This is a genomic window from Enterobacter sp. BNK-22 (assembly GCF_048684805.1).
Classification (GTDB): Bacteria; Pseudomonadota; Gammaproteobacteria; order Enterobacterales; family Enterobacteriaceae; genus Enterobacter; species Enterobacter quasiroggenkampii.
In genome coordinates this window covers 1,806,410-1,824,475 of sequence record NZ_JBLQTT010000001.1, presented here as the reverse complement: position 1 = coordinate 1,824,475, position 18,066 = coordinate 1,806,410, and the positions used below count along the sequence as shown (strand labels likewise).

At 55.4% G+C, this 18,066-nt stretch carries 23 protein-coding genes; 11 read left to right on the top strand and 12 right to left on the bottom strand.

Annotation, left to right across the window (positions count from 1 at the left end):
* Nucleotides 1–108: 108 nt before the first annotated feature.
* A complete protein-coding gene (locus ACMGGE_RS08625; protein ID WP_008500831.1) occupies nt 109–1,158 on the top strand; it encodes a rhodanese-related sulfurtransferase in 1,050 nt (349 codons plus the stop codon).
* A 41-nt stretch (nt 1,159–1,199) separates the two neighbouring features.
* Here the strand turns inward: ACMGGE_RS08625 and ACMGGE_RS08620 are convergent, their stop codons facing one another.
* From ACMGGE_RS08620 to mdtH, 9 genes are all read right to left on the bottom strand, one after another.
* Nucleotides 1,200–1,778 carry a YceI family protein gene (locus ACMGGE_RS08620; RefSeq protein ID WP_045401851.1) on the bottom strand — a complete coding sequence of 193 codons (579 nt, stop codon included), beginning with the start codon at nt 1,776–1,778 and terminating at the stop codon, nt 1,200–1,202.
* 1 nt (nt 1,779) lies between these two features.
* A complete protein-coding gene (locus ACMGGE_RS08615; protein WP_048224381.1) occupies nt 1,780–2,346 on the bottom strand; it encodes a cytochrome b in 567 nt (188 codons plus the stop codon).
* Nucleotides 2,347–2,553: 207 nt separating this feature from the next.
* The gene (locus ACMGGE_RS08610) at nt 2,554–2,667 is read right to left on the bottom strand and encodes a DUF2770 family protein (RefSeq protein ID WP_032645429.1); all 114 of its coding nucleotides are present in this window, start codon (nt 2,665–2,667) and stop codon (nt 2,554–2,556) included.
* A 60-nt stretch (nt 2,668–2,727) separates the two neighbouring features.
* Nucleotides 2,728–3,846 carry an N-methyl-L-tryptophan oxidase gene (gene solA, locus ACMGGE_RS08605; protein ID WP_262805319.1) on the bottom strand — a complete coding sequence of 373 codons (1,119 nt, stop codon included), beginning with the start codon at nt 3,844–3,846 and terminating at the stop codon, nt 2,728–2,730.
* Between the two features lie 116 nt (nt 3,847–3,962).
* Nucleotides 3,963–4,217, bottom strand: coding sequence for a biofilm formation regulator BssS (bssS, locus tag ACMGGE_RS08600; protein ID WP_008500827.1), 255 nt, complete (start codon nt 4,215–4,217; stop codon nt 3,963–3,965).
* 273 nt (nt 4,218–4,490) lie between these two features.
* The gene (gene dinI, locus ACMGGE_RS08595) at nt 4,491–4,736 is read right to left on the bottom strand and encodes a DNA damage-inducible protein I (protein ID WP_008500826.1); all 246 of its coding nucleotides are present in this window, start codon (nt 4,734–4,736) and stop codon (nt 4,491–4,493) included.
* Nucleotides 4,737–4,810: 74 nt separating this feature from the next.
* A complete protein-coding gene (pyrC, locus tag ACMGGE_RS08590) occupies nt 4,811–5,857 on the bottom strand; it encodes a dihydroorotase (protein ID WP_420293657.1) in 1,047 nt (348 codons plus the stop codon).
* 125 nt (nt 5,858–5,982) lie between these two features.
* Nucleotides 5,983–6,543 (bottom strand): lipoprotein, encoded by a 561-nt coding sequence (locus ACMGGE_RS08585; protein WP_045910186.1) that lies wholly within the window; start codon nt 6,541–6,543, stop codon nt 5,983–5,985.
* Nucleotides 6,544–6,666: 123 nt separating this feature from the next.
* Nucleotides 6,667–7,875, bottom strand: coding sequence for a multidrug efflux MFS transporter MdtH (gene mdtH, locus ACMGGE_RS08580; RefSeq protein WP_420293656.1), 1,209 nt, complete (start codon nt 7,873–7,875; stop codon nt 6,667–6,669).
* Between the two features lie 236 nt (nt 7,876–8,111).
* On the opposite strand from mdtH, the gene rimJ reads away from it, so the two are divergent.
* The 4 genes from rimJ to murJ all read left to right on the top strand — a co-directional run bounded on the left by rimJ (nt 8,112) and on the right by murJ (nt 11,947).
* Nucleotides 8,112–8,696, top strand: a complete 585-nt coding sequence (gene rimJ / locus ACMGGE_RS08575) for a ribosomal protein S5-alanine N-acetyltransferase (protein WP_008500822.1) — start codon at nt 8,112–8,114, stop codon at nt 8,694–8,696.
* A gap of 9 nt (nt 8,697–8,705) precedes the next feature.
* Entirely contained in the window at nt 8,706–9,356 is a 651-nt protein-coding gene (locus tag ACMGGE_RS08570) for a YceH family protein (RefSeq protein WP_420293655.1), read from the top strand.
* A gap of 2 nt (nt 9,357–9,358) precedes the next feature.
* Entirely contained in the window at nt 9,359–10,282 is a 924-nt protein-coding gene (locus ACMGGE_RS08565; RefSeq protein WP_104948877.1) for a Gfo/Idh/MocA family protein, read from the top strand.
* A gap of 129 nt (nt 10,283–10,411) precedes the next feature.
* Nucleotides 10,412–11,947 (top strand): murein biosynthesis integral membrane protein MurJ, encoded by a 1,536-nt coding sequence (murJ, locus tag ACMGGE_RS08560; RefSeq protein ID WP_048027387.1) that lies wholly within the window; start codon nt 10,412–10,414, stop codon nt 11,945–11,947.
* A 59-nt stretch (nt 11,948–12,006) separates the two neighbouring features.
* Here the strand turns inward: murJ and flgN are convergent, their stop codons facing one another.
* From flgN to flgA, 3 genes are all read right to left on the bottom strand, one after another.
* On the bottom strand, nt 12,007–12,432 hold the full coding sequence (flgN, locus tag ACMGGE_RS08555) for a flagella biosynthesis chaperone FlgN (RefSeq protein WP_008500818.1): 426 nt from the start codon (nt 12,430–12,432) through the stop codon (nt 12,007–12,009).
* Nucleotides 12,433–12,436: 4 nt separating this feature from the next.
* Entirely contained in the window at nt 12,437–12,730 is a 294-nt protein-coding gene (flgM, locus tag ACMGGE_RS08550) for a flagellar biosynthesis anti-sigma factor FlgM (protein WP_008500817.1), read from the bottom strand.
* 93 nt (nt 12,731–12,823) lie between these two features.
* Nucleotides 12,824–13,483 carry a flagellar basal body P-ring formation chaperone FlgA gene (flgA, locus tag ACMGGE_RS08545; protein ID WP_023327100.1) on the bottom strand — a complete coding sequence of 220 codons (660 nt, stop codon included), beginning with the start codon at nt 13,481–13,483 and terminating at the stop codon, nt 12,824–12,826.
* A gap of 157 nt (nt 13,484–13,640) precedes the next feature.
* Between flgA and flgB the strand changes: the two genes are divergently transcribed.
* Genes flgB through flgG form a run of 6 tightly spaced genes read left to right on the top strand, consistent with a single transcriptional unit; the run spans nt 13,641 to nt 18,034 of the window.
* A complete protein-coding gene (gene flgB, locus ACMGGE_RS08540) occupies nt 13,641–14,057 on the top strand; it encodes a flagellar basal body rod protein FlgB (RefSeq protein WP_008500815.1) in 417 nt (138 codons plus the stop codon).
* Between the two features lie 3 nt (nt 14,058–14,060).
* Nucleotides 14,061–14,465, top strand: coding sequence for a flagellar basal body rod protein FlgC (gene flgC / locus ACMGGE_RS08535; RefSeq protein WP_008500814.1), 405 nt, complete (start codon nt 14,061–14,063; stop codon nt 14,463–14,465).
* Between the two features lie 11 nt (nt 14,466–14,476).
* Complete coding sequence (gene flgD, locus ACMGGE_RS08530; protein ID WP_032650840.1) at nt 14,477–15,187, top strand: flagellar hook assembly protein FlgD; 711 nt, start codon at nt 14,477–14,479, stop codon at nt 15,185–15,187.
* 26 nt (nt 15,188–15,213) lie between these two features.
* Nucleotides 15,214–16,464 (top strand): flagellar hook protein FlgE, encoded by a 1,251-nt coding sequence (flgE, locus tag ACMGGE_RS08525; protein WP_032650841.1) that lies wholly within the window; start codon nt 15,214–15,216, stop codon nt 16,462–16,464.
* A 20-nt stretch (nt 16,465–16,484) separates the two neighbouring features.
* Entirely contained in the window at nt 16,485–17,240 is a 756-nt protein-coding gene (locus ACMGGE_RS08520) for a flagellar basal body rod protein FlgF (protein WP_008500811.1), read from the top strand.
* Between the two features lie 11 nt (nt 17,241–17,251).
* On the top strand, nt 17,252–18,034 hold the full coding sequence (gene flgG / locus ACMGGE_RS08515; RefSeq protein WP_008500810.1) for a flagellar basal-body rod protein FlgG: 783 nt from the start codon (nt 17,252–17,254) through the stop codon (nt 18,032–18,034).
* The last annotated feature ends 32 nt before the right edge of the window (nt 18,035–18,066 follow it).

Here is an 18,066-nt window from a genome sequence, read left to right as displayed (position 1 = left end):
CAGGGTGTGTGAAATGTAGCGTAAATTGTGTGGATGTAAATTGGTTTTGTTTGCTATATGATGCCGACCGAATTTTCATTCTCTCTAACGATTCCAGGACTGTACACCATGCCAGTGTTACACAACCGCGTGTCGAATGAGATGTTAAAAGCGCGTATGTTGGCTGAAACCGAACCGCGCACCACCATCTCATTCTATAAATACTTCACGATCGACGATCCGCAGGCGACCCGCGATGCGCTTTATCAGGCGTTCACAGCGCTGAACGTTTTCGGCCGAGTCTACCTTGCCCGTGAAGGTATTAACGCGCAGATTAGCGTACCGGAAAGCAAAGTCAGCGCCTTCCGTGACGTACTTTATCAGTTTGACCCGGCCCTTAACGGCTTACGCCTGAACATTGCCCTGGATGATGACGGGAAATCCTTCTGGGTGCTGCGCATGAAGGTGCGTGAACGCATCGTGGCGGACGGTATCGACGATCCTGAGTTTAACCCGGCGGACGTCGGTGAATACCTGAAGGCGGCGGAAGTGAATGCGATGCTGGACGATCCGGATGCCGTGTTTATTGATATGCGTAACCACTATGAGTATGAGGTGGGGCATTTCGAGAACGCGATGGAAATCCCGGCCGATACCTTCCGCGAGCAGCTGCCGAAAGCGGTTGAGATGATGCAGGAGCATAAAGATAAAAAGATCGTTATGTACTGCACCGGCGGTATCCGCTGTGAGAAAGCCAGCGCGTGGATGAAGCACAACGGCTTTAATAAGGTCTGGCACATTGAAGGCGGCATTATCGAGTACGCACGCCGCGCCCGTGAGCAGGGGCTGCCGGTACGCTTTATCGGGAAAAACTTTGTCTTTGACGAGCGTATGGGCGAACGTATTTCGGACGACGTAATTGCCCAGTGCCACCAGTGCGGCGCGCCGTGCGATACCCACACCAACTGCAAAAATGACGGTTGCCATCTGCTGTTCATTCAGTGCCCGGCCTGTGCCGAGAAGTTTAACGGTTGCTGTAGCGAGCTGTGCAGCGAAGAGAGCATCCTGCCGGAAGAAGAGCAGCGTCGCCGTCGCGCAGGACGTGAAAACGGCAACAAGATTTTCAATAAATCACGCGGTCGTCTGAATACCAAACTGGGTATCCCTGACCCGGAATGATAATAACGCCCGGCACGGTGAAAGTCTGCCGGGCGACATTATTACGATTTCTGCTGTACACCTTCAACGGAAATAATCAGCTCCACGTCCTGAGACGCCGGGCCTAAATCCGTTGTGATATTAAAATCTTTCAGGTGAATTTTCCCTGCCGCTTCAAAACCTGCGCGTTTACCTCCCCACGGGTCATCACCCTGACCCAGTAATTTCGCATCAAGCGTGACCGGTTTGGTTACGCCGTTAAGCGTCAGGTTGCCGGTAATATTCAGCTTATCGCCGTCTTTCTTCACCTCAGTAGAAGTGAAGGTCGCCTGCGGGAATTTCGCGACGTTGAGGAACTCCCCACTGCGCAGGTGTTTATCGCGCTCTGCGTGGTTTGTGTCGACGCTGTTCGTATTAATCGTCACATTGACTTTATCGGCCGCAGGATTTTTTTCGTCAAAGGTGAACGTGCCGTCAAAATCCTTAAAGGTACCGTACAGCCAGCTATATCCCAGGTGCTGAATACGGAAATTGACGAAAGCGTGCTGGCCCTCTTTATCAATTTTATAATCCGCCGCCACGGCGGAACCGGCGGTGAATAACAGAGAACCCAGTGCGATACCCAGCAGGTGTTTTTTCATTTTATGCTCCAGAGTCAACTGACGAGCGGCCAAGCATGCGCTTTAGCGTATCGTCTTTATCAATAAAATGGTGTTTGAGGGCGGCAAACCCGTGAAGTACGGACAGGATCACCACGCTCCAGGCAAGCCAGAGGTGAATGACCCCCGCCGTGTCGGCCTGCGCCCCGGCATCGCTCAGTGTTGCCGGAACGTCGAACAGGCCGAAGACGTTAATCGGCTTACCGTCAGCCGTCGAAATGAGATAGCCGCTAATCAGGATGCCAAACAGCAATGCATAGAGGGCAATATGCGCGGCGACTGCACTGAGGCGGGTAAATTTACTGTGGGTCTTTGGCGCAGCGGGCGGCGGAGAAATATGTCGCCAGATCACGCGGAAAACCAGCCCCAGCATCAGCAGGACACCAATGCTTTTATGCAACTCCGGCGCCTGGTGATACCAGCCATCGTAATAGCTGAGCGTGACCATCCAGAGCCCAAGTCCAAACATACCGTAGACGGCAAGAGCAAATATCCAGTGCAAACCTATGGATATTATTCCGTAGCGCCGGGAGGAGTTACGCAATTGCATCAGAATGTCCATTTTCAAATTAACCGGAAAGTAAAAATGAACGGGAAGGCGGGATATTGCAACTGAAATAATTGTCTATTGATTTTTATTTTATTTATTTCAGCAATTTTGAAAAGGATCGCTAGCGCTAATTCAATCTCTTCGTGCAAGCGAAATGGTGAGTTTCAATAAAGATAAATTAACGTCAATTATTGTCAGTAAGGCTTTTCAGTAAAATACAATGTAAACAAAATCAATAATGGCCAACAGCGCCCACAATAAGAGATAGAGCATAAAATGCTCGCGAATATTATTCATCAGAAAGCTAACGATCCTGCGCATAACGCCCCGTAATGCAGTGTGAATGAAACGGGCCCCGGGATGTCCGGCGCCCGTGGCGAATTATCTGTTAAAACGCGAGAGGGAGAAGGGCGTCAGATCAAACTGCGGTGCAATACCCTGGGCAAACTGCGCGGCGATTTCACCCAGCACGGAAGCAAACTTAAAGCCGTGGCCGCTCAGTCCGGTGATGAGCAGCGTGTTGTCATGCCCCGGCAGCGTATCAATGATAAAGTCTTCATCCGGCGTGTTGTCGTAGGTACAGGCCGCGCCATACAGCAAGCCGCCGACGCCCGGAAGAATAGTGCGCAGGAACGAGAAGGCTTCCGAACCATCCTGAGGAAAGGCGCCGAAAGGCTTACGCTCTTCAGGGGAGGAGATAGCCTGGCCCCCGTTGTGTTTACCGATTTTCAGCGCGTCTTTTTCTGACGGGAAGCCGTAGAACTGGTCGCCGTTGGGTAATTCGCCGGTGAAGGCCGGGAATTTATTCTGGACGCTGTAACGACCATCCGACTGGAACCAGGAGAAGACCTTGCGCACCGGCTGGATCGGCAGATCGGGCAGCAGGCGGGTAACCCAAGTTCCCGCGCTGACCAGCAGGCGATCCGCGGAATATTCACCGTCAAGGGTCGTTACCGTGACGCCATTATCGTTATGGGTGATGGCGTCCACCGGACAGTTGAACAGCTGCGCGCAGCCTGCCTTCTCGGCAAGCTCGATCCAGGTCTTGATCGCCGTTTCACAATGCAGCACACCAGAGTGGGCTTCAAAGAGGCCGATATAATCGTCCGGGACGCTAATTTCGGGCCAGCGCGCGCTAATGCCCGTCGCGTCCAGTTTCTCAACGTCCAGATTAAACGCTTTCGCGCTGCGTTCGACGCCGGCGAGAAATGCAGAATGGGCCGGGCCCAGGTTGATAACGCCGGTACGTTCGAAAATGCGATCTTCAGTCTGTTTCGCCAGTTCGTCCCACAGCGTCTGGGCGCGAAGCACCAGCGGAACATAGCGCTCGCCTTCGCCATACGCATGGCGGATGAGGCGGGTATCGCCATGATGGCTGCCCTCCGCATGAGGCGGAAGATGGCTATCGATCATCAGGACCTTCAGGCCCGCCTGCGTCGCGTAATAACCGGCGGCAGAACCCACAGATCCGCTGCCAATAATGATTAAGTCGTATCTCATATGCATCTCGTAAACTGATGTTTTGTTAGCAGAGTAATTAACAACGCGGGGTTAGACAAGGGAGAAATAAATAAGGCACCGCGAGGGTGCCTGTTGAGTGAAAAGTGGGCATAAGCTTAGTGCCGTTTATACTCATTTTCCTGATAGTCGCCAGATTCTATTTTTGCAATACCTGCCTCTAAAATAGAAATAAACTGACGGGCGACGTCTGTTGTTAGCCACAGCGTCTGTCCAACTTCCGCTTCTTCACGGTTGAGTTGATTTGGGGTCTGGTAGTGCAAACGCAGCATCAGCGCATCGTAGCTATCTACGGTACTGATATCCCAGCCAACGAGTGGGTGGGTCTGGATGACTTCACTATTCTTTTCCATTATAACCCCCTTAATGCGTGTTAGAAGACAACGGCTTTGAGGTTCAATGCATGTTTTTCTGAAAGCAACTTCAGTATACCAAGTAATAAGGGTTCCGAAGGGAAAAATAAACAGGTGGCAACACATTTTTCTGCTTTTTAGGATTGTTCGAACAATAAAACACCATCTCGTTCACGATTTTTAAAGAAGATGCCGAATTAATTTGAACTTACGGGATTTTAGGCAAAAAAAAAGCCGGGGCGACCCGGCAAAAAACACAATGAGGGAGCAGTGTTAATCCGTGATGAACCAGTCGTCAGCGCTTTCCCACGTTTCCTGCAGGATTTCGCTGATGCGATCTTTATCTTCTTTTGCGGCACCAATAACGGAAAGGTTGTTTGCCGCGGCGTAACGCACCGTGACGGCACCTGCGTTGTCAGGAAAGGTATTGTTAATACGACGGGATAATTCGCCTGCCAGCGCATCAAGCGCGCCGGCAGGCAGAACGGTAGTTTTGGCTATGGTGACTTCAATACGCATAAATGCCCCCTGTGTAATATACTGTTTATTTATACAGGTATATTGTCAGTTTGACAACAAGGGGCATTGATTTTTTAACGTTTTACCGTCCAGCTTACGGTTTCACCCGCCAGGAATGGGATCAGCGTGTCATCCGTCAGGGCAATGGACTCCTCAACGTGGCTCGCTTTACGCTCCAGTTCGATGAAGGTGTCATTGACCGGCAGGTCGTAGAAGCGCGGGCCGTTAAGGGAGCAGAACGCTTCGAAATGTTCCAGCGCGTTCATCTCTTCAAATACGGTTGCGTAGCTGGCAAGCGCCGTTGGGGCGTTGAAGCAGCCTGCACAGCCGCAGCTTGCCTCTTTACGATGGCGGGCGTGAGGCGCGGAATCGGTACCGAGGAACGCGCGGGAGAACCCGCTGGCGACCAGCTCACGCAGCGCCTGCTGGTGGATGTTGCGCTTGAGGATAGGCAGACAGTAGAGGTGAGGGCGCACCCCGCCCACCAGCATGTGGTTACGGTTAAACATCAGGTGTTGTGGCGTAATGGTGGCGGCGATGAGATCGTTGCCGTCACGCACGTACTCTGCCGCGTCTTTGGTGGTGATATGCTCAAAGACCACCTTCAGCGCGGGCAGGCGCTGGCGCAGAGGCTCCATCACGGTCTCGATAAAACGGGCTTCACGGTCGAAGATGTCAATGTCAGCATGCGTCACTTCACCGTGAACCAGCAGCGGCATACCCAGTTTCTGCATGCGTTCCAGAACCGGCATAATGGCATCAATGCTGGTGACGCCGTGGCTGGAGTTGGTGGTGGCATTCGCCGGGTAGAGTTTAGCTGCCGTAAACACGCCTTCGTTAAAGCCGCGCTCCACTTCGTTCGGATCCAGTGAATCGGTCAGGTAGCAGGTCATCAACGGGGTAAAATCGTGTCCCGCAGGGACGGCGTCGAGGATGCGCTGGCGATAGGCTATCGCGGCATCGACGGTGGTGACTGGTGGCACCAGGTTAGGCATGACAATCGCGCGGCCATAAATTTCGCTGGTATAAGGCACGACGGTTTTCAGCATATCACCATCACGCAGATGAATATGCCAGTCGTCAGGGCGGCGGATTTTAAGAACCTGGGGTTGTGCAGTCATGGAAGCTCCGGCTTGTCAGGAATCAGTCATTAGGATGGCTGTTTTTGCCGGACACAAATCATAAGCGGAAACGTTTTCGTTTGCACACTTTTCCGTAAAAAAAGGGCGCCGCAGCGCCCTTCAGGTTAATCGGTGAAAGGAATGATAATTTCACCCGGCTTAACCTCTATCCCTTTTGCGTATTTTTTCGCCAGGGCTTCACCCTTGCTTTTGTCTTCACTTAAGACGTACGCGGGCTGCTGGTTAAAGTAATTCCGCAGCGACTGATTCAGATAGGGCATCAGGGTTTGCAGTACCGGCGCCATTTTGTCCGGAGACACCTGCGCATCGACGACTTCCATCTCCTGGAGGAAAATTGCCCCTTTCTCTTTGTTGAAAACAGGGAGTGCCTTCAGCTTGAGCTTGATGTTGGCTTTCTGGTTACCAAAGAGGGAGGACATATCGAGGTCCGCATCACCGGCCAGGGTGACTTTGTTTGGCTCTTCACGTCCGATCTGGCTGGTGAGATTTGTGAGGACGATATGCGCATCGGCAAGACCCGGTACGCCAATGTCTTTCGAGAAATTGTTATGTTTTTCCAGCGCCTGATTAATTTCCTGTTCACTGACGGTATATTGCGTGAGCTGGTTACAGCCAACCAGCAGACCGCTGACAACCAATGCCGCGGCTAAGACAATTTTCTTCATAGTGTTCCTCAACGAAAAATCGGCGCTTCTGTCCTGTTACGCCAGTATGTCAGCGTGAATGGGTAGAAACCAGCAGAAAAAACTGAGAAGTGGGGCGGGAGCGGTGCCCGCCCGAGGGAAAAGTTATGCGCCTGGCTCGAGCATGCCGCTCGCGCTGCGTTTCTGGCTGAACTGCCACCACAGGGCGAGTAGCGTCATAAAGCCCACCACGCCAAGCATCATCCACGGGAGTTCAGGTTGATTTAACGCTTTGCCGGCATCAAACAACCAGCCGCCCCCGGCGTAACCTAATGCCCCGCCGAGTGCCAGCCCCAGGCGGCTGAACCCCATATAGCTGCCGCGCGCACGCGCATCCGCAAGCGAGGCGCTCAGCGTTTCGCGGGCAGGCTCGGCGATGATCGAGCCAATATAGAATGTGCAAATCAGCGTAAACAGCTGCTGGAGCGTGTTCACCAGGCCGATCGGCATCATGCTCAGCGTCATCAGGAACAGTCCGGCCATCAGACGATGTTCCAGACGAAAACGTCGCTCGCTCCAGCGGGCAATCGGATAGAGCAGCGTTAACGACAGGCAGGCTTCGATGGCGTACATCCATTTCACCGCCGCAGGGGTACCTGCAATGTCGTTAACCATGATCGGCAGCATCAGCATGACCTGCACGGCCAGCATGTAATATCCCGTCAGGGTCAACACATAGGTGACAAAGCGCTTGTCATGCAGGACGCGACCAAGCCCTTCCCGGACCGGCGCTTTCACCGTCGACAGTTTCCACGCCGGCAGGAACAGGCCATTAAACAGCGCGCACAGAATAAAGAGCACCGCGCCAGCCGTACAGACCAGACGGAAGTCATACTGCAGCAGCCAGCTTCCCAGCAGGGCGCCGACAACCGCCCCGGCACTGTCCTGCATCATGAGAATCGAGAAGAAGCGGCCGCGGTGCTGCGGGCGAATCAGCTTTACCACCAGCGCGGTGCGGGGCGGATCGAACAGCGTGCCCCCGATACCGGAGAGGAAACAGGAGAACCAGAGCAGCCACGGCTCCTGAGCGACCGCCATCGTGGCAAAGCCTGCCGCGCGCAGCAGCATACCGGTTACGATCATCGGTTTAGCACCAAAGCGGTCGGCGATGGCCCCGCCAAAGACGCCCAGGCCCTGCTGGACAAACTGGCGTAGCCCCAGGGCAATGCCGACCATTAATGCCGCCCAGCCCATCTGATCGACAAAGCGGATCGAAATAAGCGGAAAAACGACAAAAAAGCCGAGCACGACCAGCATGTTATCGACGAGCAGGAAATATTTACCCAGGCTCCTGGCCTGTGATACGCGGGACATTTTCCCTCCAGGGAAAATAAGATGGTGAGCACGCTAACATTCTGCAGTGTCGCCGCGTTTTTTCCCACCCCTGAACGCGACAATATTTTTTTATCAAAAGGGTGCTTTGATAGAGAGTTCTCATCGAAAAGTGTGAAAAGAGGTGAAAATGGTATGTCACTGTTTTCACAGACGGCGCAGGCGCAGGTATAGTAAAGCTAATGGGTAAGCTGAAGTGACGGGAAGGAGTGGTATCGATGTTTGGCTATCGCAGTAATGTGCCAAAAGTGCGTCTGACAACGGACAGGCTGGTCGTTCGTCTGGTGCATGAGCGTGATGCCTGGCGTCTGGCGGATTATTACGCCGAGAATCGCCAGTTTTTAAAACCCTGGGAACCCGTTCGGGATGAGAGCCATTGTTACCCTTCCGGCTGGCAGGCGCGCCTCAGCATGATTACGGAATTTCACAAGCAGGGCAGCGCGTTTTACTTCGCGCTGCTGGATCCTGAAGAGAAAGAGATTATCGGGATCGCCAATTTTTCAAACGTGGTGCGGGGATCGTTTCACGCCTGCTACCTTGGCTACTCCATCGGTCAGAAATGGCAGGGGCAGGGGCTGATGTACGAGGCGCTGACGGTAGCGATCCGCTATATGCAACGCACGCAGCACATCCATCGCATTATGGCGAACTATATGCCGCATAACCAGCGCAGCGGAAATCTGCTGGCGCGTTTAGGGTTCGAGAAAGAGGGTTACGCCAAAGATTATCTGCTGATAGACGGAGAGTGGCGCGACCACGTTCTGACGGCATTAACCACCCGGGACTGGACTGCAGGTCGTTAAGGAGAAAAGATGAAGTATCAGCTAAACGGTACAGAAGCGCGCGTGATTGGGTGCTTACTCGAAAAACAGGTCACCACGCCGGAGCAGTATCCGCTCTCCGTCAACGCCGTGACCATGGCCTGCAACCAGAAAACCAACCGCGAGCCGGTGATGAACCTCAGCGAACATGACGTTCAGGAGGTGCTGGACGCCCTGGTAAAACGCCACTATCTGCGCACCGTCAGCGGATTCGGCAACCGCGTGACCAAATATGAACAGCGCTTTTGTAACTCCGAATTTGGCGACCTGAAGCTGAGCAGCGCGGAAGTGGCGGTCATCACCACGCTGTTGCTGCGCGGGGCACAGACGCCGGGGGAACTGCGCACCCGCGCTTCCCGCATGCATGAGTTCAGCGACATGCAGGAGGTCGAGCAGATCCTGGAAGGGCTGGCTTCTCGCGAAGACGGCCCATACGTGGTGCGTCTGGCGCGCGAGCCGGGCAAGCGTGAAAGCCGCTATATGCATCTGTTCAGCGGTGACGTTGATATTTCAGTTAAGTCCAGCGCAACCGATATGAATGCTGGAGATGACGATTTGGTTGCCCGCGTAGAGGCGCTGGAAGACGAGGTCGCCGGGTTGAAACAGCGCCTGGATGCCTTGCTGGCACATTTGGGAGACTGACGGTGAAAAAATTACGCGTAGGCGTGGTGGGGCTGGGCGGTATCGCACAAAAAGCCTGGCTGCCTGTTTTAGGTGCGGCGACGGACTGGACCCTGCAAGGGGCATGGTCACCCACCCGAGAAAAGGCAGAACGTATCTGCGAAACCTGGCGCATGCCGTATGCTGCCTCATTGCAGGATCTGGCCCGCGAGTGCGATGCGGTCTTTGTCCATACCTCAACGGCAACCCATTATCAGGTGGTGAGCGAACTGCTCAATTTGGGGGTTCACGTCTGCGTGGACAAACCGCTGGCGGAAAATGTTCAGGATGCCGAGCGGCTGATTGAACTGGCGGCGCGTAAAAAACTGACGCTGATGGTCGGTTTCAACCGCCGCTTCGCACCGCTTTACCAGAAGCTCAAGGCACAGTCGGGCACGCTTTCCTCGCTGCGGATGGATAAACACCGCACAGACAGCATCGGGCCGAACGATCTGCGCTTCACGCTGCTGGATGACTATTTGCACGTTGTGGATACCGCGCTGTGGCTCGCCAGCGGTAATGCGCAGCTGCAAAGTGGCACGCTACTGACGAACGAGCAGGGTGAAATGGTCTACGCCGAACATCATTTCTCGATTGACCATCTGCAGGTAACCACCAGCATGCATCGTCGTGCGGGCAGCCAGCGAGAATGCGTCCAGGCCGTCACCGACGGCGCGTTGTACGACATTACCGACATGCGTGAATGGCGTGAGGAGAAGGGCAGCGGCGTGGTGACGCTACCTGCCCCTGGCTGGCAGAGCACGCTTGAACAGCGCGGTTTTGCCGGTTGCGCCCGTCACTTCATCTCCTGCGTGCAAAATCAGACGGTTCCTGAAACGTCCGGCGAGCAGGCCATCATGGCGCAGCGCGTTGTGGAAAGGCTCTGGCGCGAGGCCATGAGTGAATAACTCGCTGTAACATCTGCGGATAGTAATTCGTTGAAATCCGGGTAGACTAAGCGCCGCTTGTAGGCTTTGCCGGGTGGCGCTTACGCTTGCCCGTCCTGGAAATCCGTATGGTTCTGGAAATTCACGTTAATGAACTTATTAAAATCGCTGGCGGCCGTCAGCTCGATGACCATGTTTTCCCGCGTGCTGGGTTTTGCGCGCGACGCCATTGTGGCAAGGGTATTTGGTGCAGGGATGGCCACGGACGCCTTTTTCGTCGCGTTCAAATTACCGAACCTGCTGCGCCGTATATTTGCGGAAGGGGCGTTTTCTCAGGCATTCGTCCCGATCCTGGCGGAATATAAAAGCAAGCAGGGCGAGGACGCAACGCGCGTCTTTGTGTCTTATGTCTCCGGCCTGCTGACGCTGGCGCTGGCGGTGGTGACCGTCCTCGGGATGCTGGCCGCGCCCTGGGTGATTATGGTGACCGCGCCCGGCTTTGCCGATACGGCCGACAAGTTTGCCCTGACCTCGCAGCTGTTGCGCATCACCTTCCCCTATATTCTGCTGATCTCGCTGGCCTCGCTGGTGGGGGCGATCCTCAACACCTGGAACCGCTTCTCAGTTCCCGCGTTTGCGCCGACGTTCCTTAACGTCAGCATGATCGGCTTTGCCCTGTTCGCCGCGCCGCACTTCAACCCGCCGGTACTGGCGCTGGCCTGGGCGGTTACCGTCGGTGGCGTGCTACAGCTGGCGTATCAGCTGCCGCATCTGAAAAAAATCGGCATGCTGGTGCTGCCGCGCATCAACCTCAAAGATGCCGGGGCGATGCGCGTCATCAAGCAGATGGGGCCCGCCATTCTCGGCGTCTCCGTCAGCCAGATCTCGCTGATTATCAACACCATCTTTGCCTCGTTCCTGGTGTCCGGCTCGGTTTCCTGGATGTACTATGCCGACCGCCTGATGGAGTTCCCATCCGGGGTGCTGGGCGTGGCACTGGGGACTATCCTGCTGCCGTCGCTGTCGAAAAGCTTTGCCAGCGGTAATCATGATGAGTATTGCCGCCTGATGGACTGGGGCCTGCGTCTCTGCTTCCTGCTGGCCCTGCCAAGCGCGGTGGCGCTGGGTATTCTGGCCAAACCGCTGACGGTGTCGCTCTTCCAGTATGGGAAATTCACCGCCTTCGATGCCGCCATGACCCAGCGCGCGCTGATTGCCTACTCGGTGGGACTGATGGGGCTGATCGTGGTGAAAGTGCTGGCGCCGGGCTTTTATTCGCGTCAGGACATCAAAACGCCGGTAAAAATTGCCATCGTGACGCTGATTATGACGCAGCTGATGAACCTGGCGTTTATTGGTCCGCTGAAGCATGCAGGTCTGTCATTATCGATTGGTCTGGCGGCCTGTCTGAATGCCGGGCTGCTGTACTGGCAGCTGCGCAAGCAGGATATTTTCACGCCGCAGCCGGGCTGGGTGAGTTTCCTGGCGCGTCTGATTGTTGCGGTACTGGTGATGTCTGCCGCGCTGCTTGGCATGATGTACGTCATGCCGGAATGGTCCCTGGGTACCATGCCTTATCGTCTGATGCGGCTGATGGCCGTAGTAGGCGTCGGGGTGGTGGCGTACTTTGCCACGCTCGCGGTGCTGGGTTTCAAAGTCAAAGAGTTTGCCCGCCGGACGGCATAAACGCCAAAAGGGGAGTACACCTTAGGGTGCTCCCCACTGCATAATTTGTCGCTTAAGCGTCAAATCGAAATCTTTTTCACACCCGCAATACGTGCAGTCGCTGTCTGACCATCCGCACCGTACAGTCCGGTTTCTTTATGCGGTTTCAACACCTCAAGCGCCTGCTGATTACGCTCAATCTGACCTTCCAGTAGCCAGCCGTTATGCTGGTTAAGATCGCGCAGGTGCTGGGTTTTTTCGGTAATGGTCTGCCAGCGCTCAATAATATCGTCATTGGCGCTGCGCTTAGGATCCTGCTCAGCGCGTCGCTGCTGCTCCAGATAATCCAGCGTTGCCAGAAGCGAACTTTTGTCTTCAGTAATACGCTGCAGCGCGCTGCCGTTGATGTGACCGGAAGAGAGATGCTGCTGTTCAGCGTCCATTACCGTTTTCAGGTCGTTCAGGACAACCGTCATTTGATCCAGTATTTCTGACAGTCGACTCATACGGTTAGTTACTCTGTAAGAAACTCTGTGCTTCCTGAATCAGGGCGTCAGCGATTTTGCTGGTGTCCATTTTCAGCTCACCGTTACGAATAGCTGTTTTCAGCGCTTCAACACGTTCCATATTGATATCGTTGCTGCCCGGCTGCATCAGTTTTGCCTGCGCGTCGCTCAGGGTCACGCTGGTGCTGTTGGACGTTGACGGTTTTTCCAGACGCGTTTTCTGCGCCGTAGCGTCATTCGTTTCGCGAGGTTGTACAGCGCTTACCGGCTTCAGGGCTGATGTACGATCAATGCTCATAGTGTTGTCCTCATCGAGGGTTCGCGGCGTTTGCGCCTGACATCATCATTAGTGGAATATTTATCGGCACGCGCCGCGAAATCTTTAAAAAGATTATAGGTTAATCAGAATATTCCCATCAGCATCGACGGTTCCGCTCACCACCTGGCCTGAGGACATTCTGACGCGGGCGTTTTGCGCCACCGCGGCATTGTTCAACGCTTTCCCTTCACTGTTGATGCTAAAGCCATCTCCGTTGGCGACCACCATCACCTGCTGGCCTGCTTTTACCCGCCATGCCTGACGCAGCATGGAGATCTGTATCGGCTGGCCTGGCGCGACGTCGCGCAGGCTGACGGCGTCCTGTGCCTGGTTAATATCCAGCATGGTGCGTGGCGGCAGTTGATCCAGACGGCCGCGCTTCAGCGTCACGCTGTTTGTCTGCAGCACGCTGCCGCGCGCAATGGGCACGGCAGCGACAACATAATTGCCCGTCGCCTGAACGGCAACCTGTAAATAGCGTTTTTCGTTGGCGCAGCGTGCCAGCACGTTCACATTCCCCCAAAGCTTTGTGAACCCTACCACGCTGAAGGACGGCTGGTCACACGTTGGGTAAAGATTCGGTGGCGTGCGCACGGTAACGGTCACGTCATCGCTAAAGCCTGCCAGTTTTTCAGCAAAAAAAGCCGTTAGCCGATCCTGTAACCCTTCAGCCTGCGCCAGAGGGCTTAGCAGCAAGAGAGCCGCCACCAGACCACGTTTTAACGTTTGCATCGCAAGTTCCACCGTTTCCTGAGTTGAACGAATTCTACCTGCAGTGGTTTTGCATCAACGGAATAAATAGCGACGCATTTTGCGCTTATTCCGTCGATAGGGGAGACCGGGTGAGATTTAAGCTGTGAACTGAAATTTTGCCATCAGCGGAGGAGACATGCTCGATAAACTCGACGCCGCGTTACGTTTTCAGCAGGAAGCGCTCAACTTACGCGCCCAGCGGCAGGAGATTTTAGCCGCCAATATCGCTAACGCCGATACCCCGGGGTATCAGGCGCGCGATATTGATTTTTCCAGTGAACTCAAAAAGGTGATGGAGCGTGGACGTGCCGAAGGAACGGGTGTTGCACTTGCCATGACATCCTCTCGCCATATTCCTGCTCAGGCGATGACTGCGCCAGCGACTGATTTACTTTATCGCATTCCCGATCAGCCCTCACTCGACGGTAACACCGTGGATATGGACCGGGAGCGAACCCAGTTTGCCGACAACAGCCTGAAATACCAGACGGGCCTGACCGTACTCGGCGGACAAATCAAAGGCATGATGAACGTCCTGCAGGGGGGGAACTGATAGATGGCCTTGCTGAATATTTTTGATATCGCCGGTTCGGCGTTAACCGCACAGTCCAAACGCCTGAACGTGGCCGCCAGTAACCTGGCGAACGCCGACAGCGTCACCGGACCCGACGGCCAGCCCTATCGTGCCAAACAGGTTGTCTTTCAGGTCGATGCTGCGCCAGGCGCGGCGACGGGCGGCGTGAAGGTCTCTGATGTGGTAGAGAGCCAGGCGCCGGACAGGCTGGTGTATGAGCCGGGTAACCCGCTTGCGGATGCCAGCGGATACGTGAAGATGCCAAACGTGGATGTGGTGGGTGAGATGGTGAACTCCATGTCGGCTTCCCGTAGCTACCAGGCCAACGTCGAAGTGCTTAATACCGTGAAGAGCATGATGCTCAAAACACTCACTCTCGGCCAGTAAAGGAGACATGCATGTCCATCGCCGTAAATGTGAATGATCCTACGAACTCGGGTGTTAACAACACAAAAAGTACGACAGGTTCTAACTCCCTGACGGGGAGTAACGCCGCCGATCTTCAGGGCAGCTTTCTGACGCTGCTGGTGGCGCAGCTTAAGAACCAGGATCCCACCAACCCAATGCAGAACAACGAACTGACCACGCAGCTTGCGCAGATCAGTACCGTGAGCGGCATTGAGAAACTGAACACCACCCTCGGTTCCGTCTCTGGGCAGATTAACAGCGCCCAGTCTCTGCAGGCGGCAAGCCTGATTGGCCACGGGGTGATGATCCCGGGAACCACGATTCTGGCAGGCACCAGCACCACCGACGGCAATACCACCACGACAACCACGCCGTTTGGCGTTGAGCTCCAGCAGCCGGCTGAGAAGGTGACGGCAACGATCACGGATGCCAATAACGTGGTGGTTCGCACCATTGATATCGGCGAACTGAAGGCGGGCGTTCACACCTTTACCTGGGATGGCAGCCTGACCGACGGCACCAAAGCACCAAACGGATCCTACAAAGTGGCAATCAGCGCCAGCAACGGGACGACCCAGCTGGTAGCGCAGCCGCTGCAGTTCGCGCTGGTCCAGGGCGTGATTAAAGGAAGCGACGGCAACAAACTGGATTTGGGAACCTCTGGTTCCACCACACTCGACGAAGTTCGGCAGATTATCTAAGCCTTAACACTTATCAGGAGTAAGTCATGGCCTTTTCTCAAGCGGTCAGCGGCCTGAATGCTGCGGCCACCAACCTGGACGTCATTGGCAATAACATCGCCAACTCCGCGACCTATGGTTTTAAATCCGGTTCTGCTTCCTTTGCAGACATGTTTGCCGGTTCCAAAGTCGGCCTGGGCGTGAAAGTTGCGGGCATCACTCAGGACTTTAGCGACGGCACCACCACCAACACCGGTCGTGGTCTGGACGTTGCCATCAGCCAGAACGGTTTCTTCCGTATGGTCGATTCCAACGGCTCTGTGTTCTATAGCCGTAACGGCCAGTTCAAGCTGGATGAAAACCGTACGCTGGTTAACATGCAGGGCATGCAGCTGACGGGCTATCCGGTAGCGGGAACGCCGCCTACCGTTCAGACCGGTGCGAACCCTCAGGCAATTACCATCCCGAATACCCTGATGGCGGCGAAATCGACCACCACCGCGACGCAGCAGATCAACCTGAACTCAACCGATCCTGTTCAAACCGCTCCCTTCGATGCGACTAACCCGGATACCTACAACAAAAAAGGGACCGTGACCGTATTCGACAGTCAGGGTAACGCCCATAACATGTACGTCTACTACGTTAAGACGGCTGACAACAAATGGGACCTTTACACTCAGGACGGCAGCGTAGCGGGTTCTGCTGCGACGAAAGCGGCGCAGATGAACTTTGATGCGAACGGTAACCTGGCGGGTGTGTATAACTACGACGCGGCGGGTGTGCTGAGCGCAGCGCCAAACGCCACGCCGGCCATTAACATCACCACGGGCTCCGTCAGCGGTGCAACGGCGGCGACTTTCTCCCTGAGCTTCCAGAACTCCATGCAGCAGAACACCGGCGCGAACAGCGTGGTGGCAACCAATCAGAACGGTTACAAGCCAGGCGATCTGGTGAGCTACCAGATCAACGATGATGGCACTGTGGTGGGAAGCTACTCTAACGAACAGTCTCAGGTTCTGGGTCAGATCGTGCTGGCAAACTTCGCCAACAACGAAGGTCTGAAATCGGAAGGCGACAACGTCTGGTCTGCCACCCAGTCCTCTGGCGTGGCGCTGCTGGGTACCGCAGGCACCGGTAACTTTGGCAAGCTGACCAACGGCGCGCTGGAAGCTTCCAACGTGGATATGAGTAAAGAACTGGTGAACATGATCGTCGCGCAGCGTAACTATCAGTCGAACGCGCAGACCATCAAAACCCAGGACCAGATCCTCAACACGCTGGTTAACCTGCGTTAAGCGGCTAACAGGAAAGCGCAATGGATCACGCAATATATACCGCGATGGGCGCGGCAAGTCAGACGCTCAATCAGCAGGCCGTTACCGCCAGCAACCTGGCAAACGCCTCAACGCCGGGCTTTCGTGCGCAGCTTAATGCGCTGCGCGCGGTGCCGGTAGAAGGGCTTTCCCTGCCGACCCGAACGCTGGTGACCGCATCGACCCCAGGCGCCGATATGACGCCAGGGCAGATGGATTACACCTCACGCCCGCTGGACGTTGCTCTGCAGCAGGACGGCTGGCTGGCGGTGCAAACGGCGGACGGCAGTGAAGGCTATACCCGTAACGGGAACATCCAGGTGAGCGCGACGGGCCAGCTGACGATTCAGGGGCATCCGGTGATGGGGGAAGCGGGTCCGCTGACCGTACCGGAAGGCTCTGAGCTGACTATCGCTGCGGACGGCACCATTTCGGCGCTCAACCCGGGCGACCCGGCCAATACCGTTGCGCCCGTCGGTCGTCTGAAGCTGGTCAAAGCGGAAGGCAAAGAGGTGCAGCGTGGCGACGACGGCATGTTCCGTCTGACCCAGGCGGCGCAGGCGACGCGGGGTGCCACCTTACAGGCCGACCCGAGCATCCGCGTGATGTCCGGCGTTCTGGAAGGCAGCAACGTCAAGCCGGTCGAAGCCATGACCGACATGATCGCCAGCGCCCGCCGCTTTGAAATGCAGATGAAGATCATCAGCAGCGTGGATGAAAACGCGGGCAAGGCTAACCAACTTCTGGCTATGAGCTAACAGGATTCCTTATGATCAGTTCTTTATGGATCGCGAAAACTGGCCTGGACGCCCAGCAAACCAATATGGACGTGATTGCCAACAACCTGGCAAACGTCAGCACCAATGGTTTCAAGCGTCAGCGCGCCGTTTTCGAAGATTTGCTTTATCAAACCATCCGCCAGCCGGGGGCGCAGTCTTCTGAACAGACGACGTTGCCATCGGGTCTGCAGATCGGTACCGGTGTTCGTCCGGTGGCTACCGAGCGTCTGCACAGTCAGGGCAACCTGTCTCAGACCAACAACAGCAAAGACGTGGCGATCAAAGGCCAGGGCTTCTTCCAGGTGCAGCTGCCTGACGGGACTTCTGCCTACACCCGCGACGGCTCGTTCCAGGTCGATCAGAATGGCCAGCTGGTGACGGCGGGCGGTTTCCAGGTCCAGCCTGCGATTACCATCCCGGCGAACGCACTGAGCATCACCATCGGACGTGACGGTGTGGTCAGCGTAACCCAGCAGGGGCAGGCCGCGCCGGTTCAGGTTGGGCAGCTCAACCTGACCACCTTCATGAACGATACCGGTCTGGAAAGCATTGGTGAGAACCTCTACACCGAGACGCAATCCTCCGGTACGCCAAATGAAAGTACGCCAGGCCTGAACGGCGCGGGCCTGCTGTATCAGGGCTATGTTGAAACCTCCAACGTGAACGTGGCGGAAGAGCTGGTGAATATGATCCAGGTCCAGCGCGCGTATGAAATTAACAGTAAAGCAGTGTCGACGACCGACCAGATGCTGCAGAAACTGACGCAACTCTAAGGTGTAGCCCGGTGCGGTAAACGCCGCGCCGG

Bases quoted from the DNA above. Each gene is read 5' to 3' on its own strand.
- flgC (WP_008500814.1), top strand. From the start codon at position 14,061: ATGGCCTTGCTGAATATTTTTGATATCGCCGGTTCGGCGTTAACCGCA.
- flgN (WP_008500818.1), bottom strand. From the start codon at position 12,432: ATGAGTCGACTGTCAGAAATACTGGATCAAATGACGGTTGTCCTGAAC.
- ACMGGE_RS08585 (WP_045910186.1), bottom strand. From the start codon at position 6,543: ATGAAGAAAATTGTCTTAGCCGCGGCATTGGTTGTCAGCGGTCTGCTG.
- ACMGGE_RS08615 (WP_048224381.1), bottom strand. From the start codon at position 2,346: ATGCAATTGCGTAACTCCTCCCGGCGCTACGGAATAATATCCATAGGT.
- ACMGGE_RS08610 (WP_032645429.1), bottom strand. From the start codon at position 2,667: ATGCGCAGGATCGTTAGCTTTCTGATGAATAATATTCGCGAGCATTTT.
- ACMGGE_RS08570 (WP_420293655.1), top strand. From the start codon at position 8,706: ATGAAGTATCAGCTAAACGGTACAGAAGCGCGCGTGATTGGGTGCTTA.
- flgB (WP_008500815.1), top strand. From the start codon at position 13,641: ATGCTCGATAAACTCGACGCCGCGTTACGTTTTCAGCAGGAAGCGCTC.
- pyrC (WP_420293657.1), bottom strand. From the start codon at position 5,857: ATGACTGCACAACCCCAGGTTCTTAAAATCCGCCGCCCTGACGACTGG.
- solA (WP_262805319.1), bottom strand. From the start codon at position 3,846: ATGAGATACGACTTAATCATTATTGGCAGCGGATCTGTGGGTTCTGCC.
- flgM (WP_008500817.1), bottom strand. From the start codon at position 12,730: ATGAGCATTGATCGTACATCAGCCCTGAAGCCGGTAAGCGCTGTACAA.
- rimJ (WP_008500822.1), top strand. From the start codon at position 8,112: ATGTTTGGCTATCGCAGTAATGTGCCAAAAGTGCGTCTGACAACGGAC.
- flgG (WP_008500810.1), top strand. From the start codon at position 17,252: ATGATCAGTTCTTTATGGATCGCGAAAACTGGCCTGGACGCCCAGCAA.
- flgE (WP_032650841.1), top strand. From the start codon at position 15,214: ATGGCCTTTTCTCAAGCGGTCAGCGGCCTGAATGCTGCGGCCACCAAC.
- flgA (WP_023327100.1), bottom strand. From the start codon at position 13,483: ATGCAAACGTTAAAACGTGGTCTGGTGGCGGCTCTCTTGCTGCTAAGC.
- dinI (WP_008500826.1), bottom strand. From the start codon at position 4,736: ATGCGTATTGAAGTCACCATAGCCAAAACTACCGTTCTGCCTGCCGGC.
- ACMGGE_RS08620 (WP_045401851.1), bottom strand. From the start codon at position 1,778: ATGAAAAAACACCTGCTGGGTATCGCACTGGGTTCTCTGTTATTCACC.
- flgD (WP_032650840.1), top strand. From the start codon at position 14,477: ATGTCCATCGCCGTAAATGTGAATGATCCTACGAACTCGGGTGTTAAC.
- mdtH (WP_420293656.1), bottom strand. From the start codon at position 7,875: ATGTCCCGCGTATCACAGGCCAGGAGCCTGGGTAAATATTTCCTGCTC.
- bssS (WP_008500827.1), bottom strand. From the start codon at position 4,217: ATGGAAAAGAATAGTGAAGTCATCCAGACCCACCCACTCGTTGGCTGG.
- murJ (WP_048027387.1), top strand. From the start codon at position 10,412: ATGAACTTATTAAAATCGCTGGCGGCCGTCAGCTCGATGACCATGTTT.
- ACMGGE_RS08625 (WP_008500831.1), top strand. From the start codon at position 109: ATGCCAGTGTTACACAACCGCGTGTCGAATGAGATGTTAAAAGCGCGT.
- ACMGGE_RS08520 (WP_008500811.1), top strand. From the start codon at position 16,485: ATGGATCACGCAATATATACCGCGATGGGCGCGGCAAGTCAGACGCTC.